The 7,103-nt window shown below is 72.4% G+C and carries 10 protein-coding genes and 1 pseudogene; 8 read left to right on the forward strand and 3 right to left on the reverse strand.

Going from position 1 to position 7,103, the window contains the following annotated elements; all coding sequences use genetic code 11:
* Positions 1–191: 191 nt before the first annotated feature.
* Together MFF54_RS12030 and MFF54_RS12035 are read right to left on the reverse strand one after the other, a co-directional pair.
* Positions 192–1,022 (reverse strand): hypothetical protein, encoded by an 831-nt coding sequence (locus tag MFF54_RS12030; RefSeq protein WP_096484943.1) that lies wholly within the window; start codon positions 1,020–1,022, stop codon positions 192–194.
* A gap of 53 nt (positions 1,023–1,075) precedes the next feature.
* A complete protein-coding gene (locus MFF54_RS12035) occupies positions 1,076–1,939 on the reverse strand; it encodes a hypothetical protein (protein ID WP_096484944.1) in 864 nt (287 codons plus the stop codon).
* Between the two features lie 230 nt (positions 1,940–2,169).
* Between MFF54_RS12035 and MFF54_RS12040 the strand changes: the two genes are divergently transcribed.
* From MFF54_RS12040 to MFF54_RS12070, 7 genes are read left to right on the forward strand one after another with little or no spacing between them, the layout of a single operon-like run.
* Positions 2,170–2,505 carry a hypothetical protein gene (locus MFF54_RS12040; RefSeq protein WP_238303102.1) on the forward strand — a complete coding sequence of 112 codons (336 nt, stop codon included), beginning with the start codon at positions 2,170–2,172 and terminating at the stop codon, positions 2,503–2,505.
* On the forward strand, positions 2,502–2,828 hold the full coding sequence (locus MFF54_RS12045) for a hypothetical protein (RefSeq protein WP_238303104.1): 327 nt from the start codon (positions 2,502–2,504) through the stop codon (positions 2,826–2,828). The genes MFF54_RS12040 and MFF54_RS12045 overlap by 4 nt, the downstream gene beginning before the upstream one ends.
* A gap of 11 nt (positions 2,829–2,839) precedes the next feature.
* On the forward strand, positions 2,840–3,037 hold the full coding sequence (locus MFF54_RS12050) for a hypothetical protein (protein WP_238303106.1): 198 nt from the start codon (positions 2,840–2,842) through the stop codon (positions 3,035–3,037).
* A gap of 10 nt (positions 3,038–3,047) precedes the next feature.
* The gene (locus MFF54_RS12055) at positions 3,048–3,869 is read left to right on the forward strand and encodes a hypothetical protein (protein WP_157914162.1); all 822 of its coding nucleotides are present in this window, start codon (positions 3,048–3,050) and stop codon (positions 3,867–3,869) included.
* Positions 3,866–4,339 carry a hypothetical protein gene (locus tag MFF54_RS12060; protein WP_096484947.1) on the forward strand — a complete coding sequence of 158 codons (474 nt, stop codon included), beginning with the start codon at positions 3,866–3,868 and terminating at the stop codon, positions 4,337–4,339. The genes MFF54_RS12055 and MFF54_RS12060 overlap by 4 nt, the downstream gene beginning before the upstream one ends.
* Complete coding sequence (locus MFF54_RS12065) at positions 4,273–4,632, forward strand: hypothetical protein (protein WP_157914163.1); 360 nt, start codon at positions 4,273–4,275, stop codon at positions 4,630–4,632. The genes MFF54_RS12060 and MFF54_RS12065 overlap by 67 nt, the downstream gene beginning before the upstream one ends.
* 19 nt (positions 4,633–4,651) lie before the next feature.
* Positions 4,652–5,416 carry a hypothetical protein gene (locus MFF54_RS12070; protein WP_197705071.1) on the forward strand — a complete coding sequence of 255 codons (765 nt, stop codon included), beginning with the start codon at positions 4,652–4,654 and terminating at the stop codon, positions 5,414–5,416.
* Here the strand turns inward: MFF54_RS12070 and MFF54_RS12075 are convergent.
* Positions 5,413–5,991 carry a metallophosphoesterase gene (locus MFF54_RS12075; RefSeq protein WP_096484949.1) on the reverse strand — a complete coding sequence of 193 codons (579 nt, stop codon included), beginning with the start codon at positions 5,989–5,991 and terminating at the stop codon, positions 5,413–5,415. The genes MFF54_RS12070 and MFF54_RS12075 overlap by 4 nt on opposite strands.
* Before the next feature lie 536 nt (positions 5,992–6,527).
* On the opposite strand from MFF54_RS12075, the pseudogene MFF54_RS12080 reads away from it, so the two are divergent.
* Positions 6,528–7,103 (forward strand): annotated as a pseudogene (locus MFF54_RS12080) (tyrosine-type recombinase/integrase); the annotation flags it as partial.

Consider the following 7,103-nt stretch of genomic DNA (forward strand, 5'->3'; position numbering starts at 1 on the left):
GCCCGCGCCGAGGCGGAGCTCGCTCACGCCCGGCAGCAGATCCGCGATCTGGAGATCCTGCTCGACCGGCAGACCCGCCTCGTCGAGGGGTTCAGGGAGATCTGCGGCGTCTGACGCGCCGGAGGCGTCCCCGAAAAGGAAAGGCCCGCCGGTCATCCCGGCGGGCCTTCGTCGTTCAGGGGGGGGCGGGCTCAGCCGAATGACGGCCGCGGCGTGGGGCGCGGGCCGCGGATCGGGATGACCTGTCCGCCCTCCGGCTCCTCCGGCGGGCGGCGGAACGTGCCGCGCGCCATCATCGCCTCGGCCTCGCCCTGGCTGTTGCGCAGGTTCTTCTTCGCCTGGGCCAGCATCGCCTTCATGTCGAGCTCGCCCCCGTTGGCGGCCTTGGCCATACGGGCGACCGTAGAGAGAACCGGCGGCAGGGCCGGGAGCATGTCGGCCTTCGCCTCGGCCTTGAGGTGCCGGTCGAGCGCGTAGCTGGGGGCGTCAACGATGGCCTTCAGCTGGGCCGGCGACAGGCTCTCCAGCCATGCCGTGACCGGCGGGTGGAGCTCGTCGCGGTAGACGGCGTGCAGCTTGCCGCCGCGCTCCAAGAGCGAGGAGGCCGCGCCCTGCACGCGGATCCCGACGAGATTGGCGGCGACGAGGGCGTCGTGCGCCTCCGCCATCTCCGGGTCCTCCCGGTGCGTACGGGCGTCGTCCCGCGCGACCGCGCCGTCCGCGACCTGCCGGGCGGTCACTGGCGGCGTGGGCAGCATCGCCCCGAGCGTCGCCCCGATCGCCGAGGCGGTCACGTCGACCGCGTGCAGCGGGAGCGTCAGCGCGTGCCCGAGCCCGCGCCCCGCGGCGGTCAGGCCGTCGGCGACGACGCCGGGGACCACCCCCCGCGCGGCCGCGCCGAGGCGGCGGGCGGCCGGCTTCACGCCATCCCACTCGTCGCCGAAGACAGCCGCGAACAGCGCCATCACCATGCGGATCGCCGCCTCGACGAGCTCGGCGAGCTTCTGGGTCCAGGTCTTCATGTCCGTTCTCCCGTGTGCGTGTCAGTGCCGATTGAAGGGGTTGTCTCGGAAAGTCAGAAGCCGAGGGCCGGCTGCTCCTCGGGCTCCGGCCGCCGGCGCCGCGCCGGGGCCTCGCCGAAGCACGCGATGCAGACCTCGTCGGAGAGTTGGCGCCGGTGCCCGTGCAGCAGGCCCAGCGCGTGGGCGGCTTCGCCTTGGTCGAGGACGGCGCGCTCGCTGAGGGTGTGCCCGGTCCACGTCGTCGCCTGCGACCAGCCCTCGCCGTTCTGGACGGCGGCCCAGTCCATGTCGCGCGAGGAGAGGACCCGGCACGCCTCCAGCGCGGCCACCCGGACAGCCTCGTCCTCGGCGCGGGCGAACCACGTCGCGGGGGGCGTCCGGCCGAGGCGCTCCTCGGCGCGGCGGACGTTCGCCGCCGCGTTGTCGAGGTAGCGCTCGGCGCTGCGCAGGCCCCACGAAGTCCAGGTCTCCGCGCTGGCGAGATCGCGGGCCTCGGACAGGGCGCGCCCGAGGGCCCACGGCCTCTCGACGAGGAGGGCGCGCAGGGCCGCGCGAATCGGGGCGGCCGCGTTTTTGGTAGAGGCGACGTCGCGCTCGTGGCGCTCCTGCTCCGCGGCGGCCTTCGCCTCGCGCTCGGCAGCCGCCTCGGCGACGACGCGGTCGACCTCGGCGCGGAGGGCGTCCGCATCGAACGTGATGCCGGTGTTCCACCAGCACGGGAGCATCTGCGGCTCGGCGTGGCCCTTGTCGGTCCACGAGTAGCCGGCGCCGACCATCAGGCCGCGGGCCCGGGAGTAGGCGTCGCGGAAAGCCTGGGTCGGCTGGGCGGCGACCCACAGGATCAGGTCGTGGCCATAGCGCCGGTGCGTGCCGGCGTTCGACCACTCGGTGCCGAAGTCGATCGGCGGGCGGGTCATGGGGCCTCTCGGGAAACCTTGGTGACAGGCGAATTCGCCCGGTTCGCTGATACGCGGACAAGCGAAGCATCCGCCTCCTGATATAATTGCGCAAGCACAAAATGGGAGTAACGAATTTCTCAAGGACTGTAACGCTTTTCTTGAACTTGGAAACGCGATCCGAAAGCTGCGAACCCTGCGATCATGCCGAGGCTGTAGTGCACAAAACCTGGAAATCTTCGATTTAATGCTTGACGGACCCGGCCGCCGCGCCGATCTTGGCTGCGACGCGGATACGCGACCGAGCGTACGGCGAGCGCATGGAGGGCATCGTGGCGGACGGGTTGAGCGAGGAGGCGCCGGCGCGACCGGTGGAGGACGGAGGGGCGGTCGACGCGCTCGCGCAGTTGGAGGAGGTGATCCACGCCGCCGGCAGCGCGGCGGCGTGGGCGGCTGCGGCGGGGATCTCGCCGGCCTACGTGTCGGACGTGCGCCTCGGCCGCCGCGCGCCGGGGGCGGCGGTCCTGCGCGCCCTCCGTCTGCAGCGTGTCGTCAGCTACGTGCCGGTCGGGGAGGCTCGCCCGTGATCGACCTCACCGGATACCACTACGGGCCGGATGTCGATGTCGAGCCGGACCCGCCTGAGCCCACGTTCGCCAACGGCGGGGTCGTCCGCCGACACACCGCCAGGAAGGCGCTCTGGTGCGAGGGCTGTCCGATCGACCGCGGCATCATGCCGGGCGAGCGGTACGCGGTGTTCGTCGGCCTCGACGGGTGGGGCGACTTCTTCTGCGAGCGCTCCTGCATCGCCATGTCGGACGCCTGCCGCGCCGCCCTGCCGCCGCTCCCGGCCCCGGCCGCCCCGCGGGGACCGGCGGTCCCCTTCGATCCCGACAACATCCCCTTCTGAAGGAGCCTGCTGTGGGCCGTGTCCGCGACGAATATTTCGCCAGCCTTTCGCCCGAGCAGGAGCGCGAGCTCTACGAGCGCGATAGAGCGCAGCCTGGATCCGACGAGCCGGACCCGCGGCTCGACGTCGAGCCCGAGCTGCCCTTCCCGGAGCCGCCGGCGAGCCCGCCGGAGATCTTCCCGAATACCGGCGATCACATTCCCTTCTGAGGAGACGACGATGGCTGCAGGCTTGGCCCTCACCAACCCGACCCCCGTGGCCTTCCCGGCCAGCTTCGACGCGGCGGTCCTCGACGGCGGCTACCGCTCCTGCGACGGGTGCTGGAACGGCTACGTCAACAGGGACATCTTGATCGTCTACGCCGAGGACGCCTGGCTCGGCCGCGGCGAGATGGTCGAGCGCTACGCCTTCACGATGCAGGCTAGGTTCCGGCGCTACACGGGGACGCCCGAGCAGCCCCGCACGTGGGCCGACGCCGGCAACGTGATCCACCACGCGCTCGCGCTCGGCCTCGTGGCTGAGGAGACCGGACCCGGCGGCGAGCGCGGCTGGCGGCTCACCTCCCGCGAGCCCGCGTGGCTAATCGTCGGCACCGGCGCGCAGCGCGAGTGCCGGCAAGTCCGCGGGCTGCCGCCCGAGCAGCAAGCCGCGCAGGACAAGCGCGAGCAGGCTGCGCGGCGCCGGAACACCACGCTCGACCGCAAGGCGCGCGTGGCGGCCGACGAGCACGTCGCTCGCCACGTCCGCGACGTCCTCCGGTACGACCCGGCCACCGTCGTGCCTGAGGCCTGGGCGCGCCGAGGTTACGTGCCGGCGTCGCTGCCGGGCACGCGCCTCGACGCGGCAGCCGCCGTCGTGCGCGAGGCCCATCACGCCGCCGGAATGGACAGGCCGACGCTGAAGTCCTGGGTCTCCGACCTCGCGATGGAGGCCGCCGTCGCGATCGTGCGGCCCGGCCGTCGGCAGGCCGAGCAGGTCGCCCTGCCCGAGACCGTCGAGATCCCCGACGCCGACATGACCGCCCTGGAGGCCGTGAGATGACCCGCCCTGTCAGCCCCACCGAGATCCGCTGCAAGGACGGCCGGGTCTTTTCCGTCGAGCGCATGGGCGGAGGGATCACGGTTTTCGCCGACTTCCGCGACCCGGCGGTCGACGCGACCGGCCTCGGCCGGTTCCAGACGTTCCACGAACCCGGCGACGGGAGCGCCGAGCACACGGGCATGCCCGTGGAAATCGTGCGCGCCTACGCCAAGGCCCATGGCGGAGTGGCCGAGGCCGGCGCTGAGGCGGTCGCCCTCCTGAAGGCGCTCCCGTCCAGGCCGGCCCTGCCCGCGGCCGAGCCCGCCCCCGCTCCCGAGCAGCCTGCCCCGGCGGTTGAGGAGGCCGCCGCGCCGCGCCCTTTTCCGGGGGAGCCCCGGTGGCCGGGCGGCCCCCGGCCGAGGTTGTGCCCGGGGCACTGGATCAACCTGAGCTGGACGGAGCTCCGGCGCGCATCGAGCTGGACCACCTGACCCCGGCCGTCATCGAGGCGAGGAAGGCGGTCGCCGAATTCGACGCCGGCTTTCACTACCGGGGCCGCGAGCCGGCGCACCGCGGCGAGGTGCTCGACGCGTGGTACCGGCGCGCGACCGCGGGAGCCGCGGTCGGGTCGCGCTTGATCATCGCGAAGCATGACCACTTTGCGCGCCACCCCCTCCAAGCGGAGGCCCTGGACCTGCGGGCGCGCCTGCTCGCCGTCGCCGAGGAAGCATACCGCGAGCTGCCCCGTGCGCAGAAGCGCGCGAATTGGATCCGGGGCGCCTGATCGGGATGAAGGAGTAGCCATGGCCCGTCCCCCGCTGCCCGCCCACGACCTCGCCGCCCACCGCGCATGGGTCGCCTCCGCCGCGGAGGCCCCCTTCCACCGGCCGGTGGAGCCGCCCCTGCTCGTGCACCCGAAACCCAAGAAGGCCCCCGCGCCGGAGCGGCCGCGCGACCTCGTCGACATGATGGAAGCGCCCGCGGCCCCGGCCGACGAAAGGCCGTGGTACGTGCGGCAGAGGATGCCGTTCGACGAGATGATGCGGGCGCACTTCGGCGGGCTGATCTCCCCGCCGTCGGAGCTCGCCCAGAAGCGGGCCAGGCTGAAGCGCGAGCGGTCCGAGGCTGCGATCGCCGCCAGGGCCGCCGCGCAGGCCCCCGAGGAAGAGGACGAGGATGCCGAGGCGGACGAGGTGGAGGCTCCTCCGCCGCCTGCCCCCGAGCTTGCGCCGCCCGCGACCGAGCCGGATCCCTACCTCGCCGGGCTCGGGCTCTCCATGCTGCAGGGTCTGCGCGAGCCTCGGTGTCCCGAGGCCGACGCCGCCCTCGACGCCCTCGACGCGCGGCGCCCGCCCGGCTTCCCCACGGCAACGCGGATGCTCTCGCTCCGGTCCGGCGAGGCCGAGGCTAACGTGGTCCTGCTCCTCGCGACCGGGGAGGAGGCGCGGGTGACCGTGCGGTGGCGTGCCGTCGACCCGGCCTACGAGTGGCGGGTGATGGGGCAGCTGCCGCGGACTAGGTACTGCTGGGCCGCGGACACCGGGGAGTGGATCCCTCTCCGGCTCTAAGCGGCCTCCGCCAGGGCGGCCGCCGCGGCCGGGCCGCCCTCGCGCCGGGCGACGTCGGCGAGGAGCTCCTGGATCTCGGGGGCCGTCACCGGTCGGAAGCGCCAGGCGTCGACGCCGACGTCGCAGGATCGGGCGGTCGGCGCGAGGCTGCCGTGCGAGTGGCCGTAGAGGTGGAGCCGGCCGCGGTGCGCGTCCGGCCAGGTCACGTGCGCGAAATGGCTGAGCCATAGGTCGACCGGACGCCGCATGCCGCTGTCCTGAACGGACACCCGGGCCACGTCCCGGATCGGTCCGGCCCAGTCCAGCCGCTCGCCTCGTTGCTCATGATTTCCGCGGATCAGGAACTTCTTGCCGTTCAGGCGCGAGAACACGGCTTGAGCATGGGATAGACTGCACCCGTAGGCAAAATCGCCGAGATGGATCACCGTGTCGTCCCGGCGAACCCGGTTGTTCCAGAGGCCGATCAGCGTCTCGTCATGCTCCTCCCGGGAGGCGAACGGCCGGGGCCGGGCCATGCGGTCGGACATCATCCCGAGATGCCCGAAGTGGGTGTCTGAAACCAGGTAGGTCGTCACGGGCAGGACCCTCGAACGGAACGCGGCGACCGTCCGGATTTCCGGACGGGGTGGCTGGCCTCAGGCCGGCAAGCGGTCGAGTTTCGAGGGGGCGTGCGTCATGGGGGCGAGCCTCGCCGATCGGCCGCCCCGGCGCAAGGCCGACCCACCTGCAAGGTTGCCCGAACCCTGGCCGGCGGGCCCGAGCCCAGGCGCGGCGGGCGACGTCCTGTTTACCCTCCGTTCTCTTCTGCCCTTGCGGCCGGGAGAGCGGTGCGGGATCATCGCGTCATGTCAAAGTTCCAGCTCATCGTCGCCAAGTGGGACCCCTCGAACGGGGCGTGGGCCCGCCTGAAGAGCGCCGACCTCGACACCCTGATCACGCTCGAAGACGCGGCGTGGGCACCCGAGGTCACCGACACCCATGGCTTCGCGATCTTCTCCGTCGCGCAGCTCCGCGCCGCCACGAAGGCGCGGGGCCCGAAACGTCTCCGCTCGATGAGGCCCGGTCACGGCCTGCTCGTGACACGACGCGAACTCAAGGAGTGGAGAGAGAGATGCCTAGACCTCGGAAGCCCGCCCGCCTCAAGCTCGACCTCGACCGTGGGGTCTGGGCCATCCACGACGGGGAGTTCAAGCGACGCACAGCGCACGGCCCTGGCGATCGCGCAGCGGCTGAAGCGGAGCTCGCGCTCTACGTCATCGAGCGGGACCGCCGGCTAGAGGAGGAGGCCCGCGTCGTCCCCGAGGACGACGACCCGACGAACCAAGATCCGCGCCTCGTCAGCATCGCCACGTCGCTCGCATTTTACGGGCAGGCCATGGAGGGCGGATCGAACGCGAGCCTTGTCGGGCACCACATCGCGAACCTCCTCCGGCATTGGGGCGGGAAGAACCTCTCGCAGATCAAGGCCGCATCCTGCCGGGCCTACGTCGAGGCGCGCTGCAAGGAGCGGTGGCGGCCGCCCGGATCGAAGGGGGAGGGGAAGCTTATCAAGCCGGCGACGGCCGGGCGCGAGCTACAGACGCTCTCGGCCGCGGTCGGTCACTGGCATCGCGAGTTCACGCTCCACGCCAAGCCCGTCATCACCCTGCCGACGTGCGGCTTGGCCTTCGTCGGCAGGGTGATGACG

This window comes from Methylobacterium gregans, assembly GCF_022179245.1.
GTDB classification, from domain to species: Bacteria; Pseudomonadota; Alphaproteobacteria; order Rhizobiales; family Beijerinckiaceae; genus Methylobacterium; species Methylobacterium gregans.

Coding starts and splice junctions, on each gene's coding strand:
- MFF54_RS12060 (WP_096484947.1), top strand. CDS start 3,866: ATGACCCGCCCTGTCAGCCCCACCGAGATCCGCTGCAAGGACGGCCGG.
- MFF54_RS12070 (WP_197705071.1), top strand. CDS start 4,652: ATGGCCCGTCCCCCGCTGCCCGCCCACGACCTCGCCGCCCACCGCGCA.
- MFF54_RS12035 (WP_096484944.1), bottom strand. CDS start 1,939: ATGACCCGCCCGCCGATCGACTTCGGCACCGAGTGGTCGAACGCCGGC.
- MFF54_RS12055 (WP_157914162.1), top strand. CDS start 3,048: ATGGCTGCAGGCTTGGCCCTCACCAACCCGACCCCCGTGGCCTTCCCG.
- MFF54_RS12030 (WP_096484943.1), bottom strand. CDS start 1,022: ATGAAGACCTGGACCCAGAAGCTCGCCGAGCTCGTCGAGGCGGCGATC.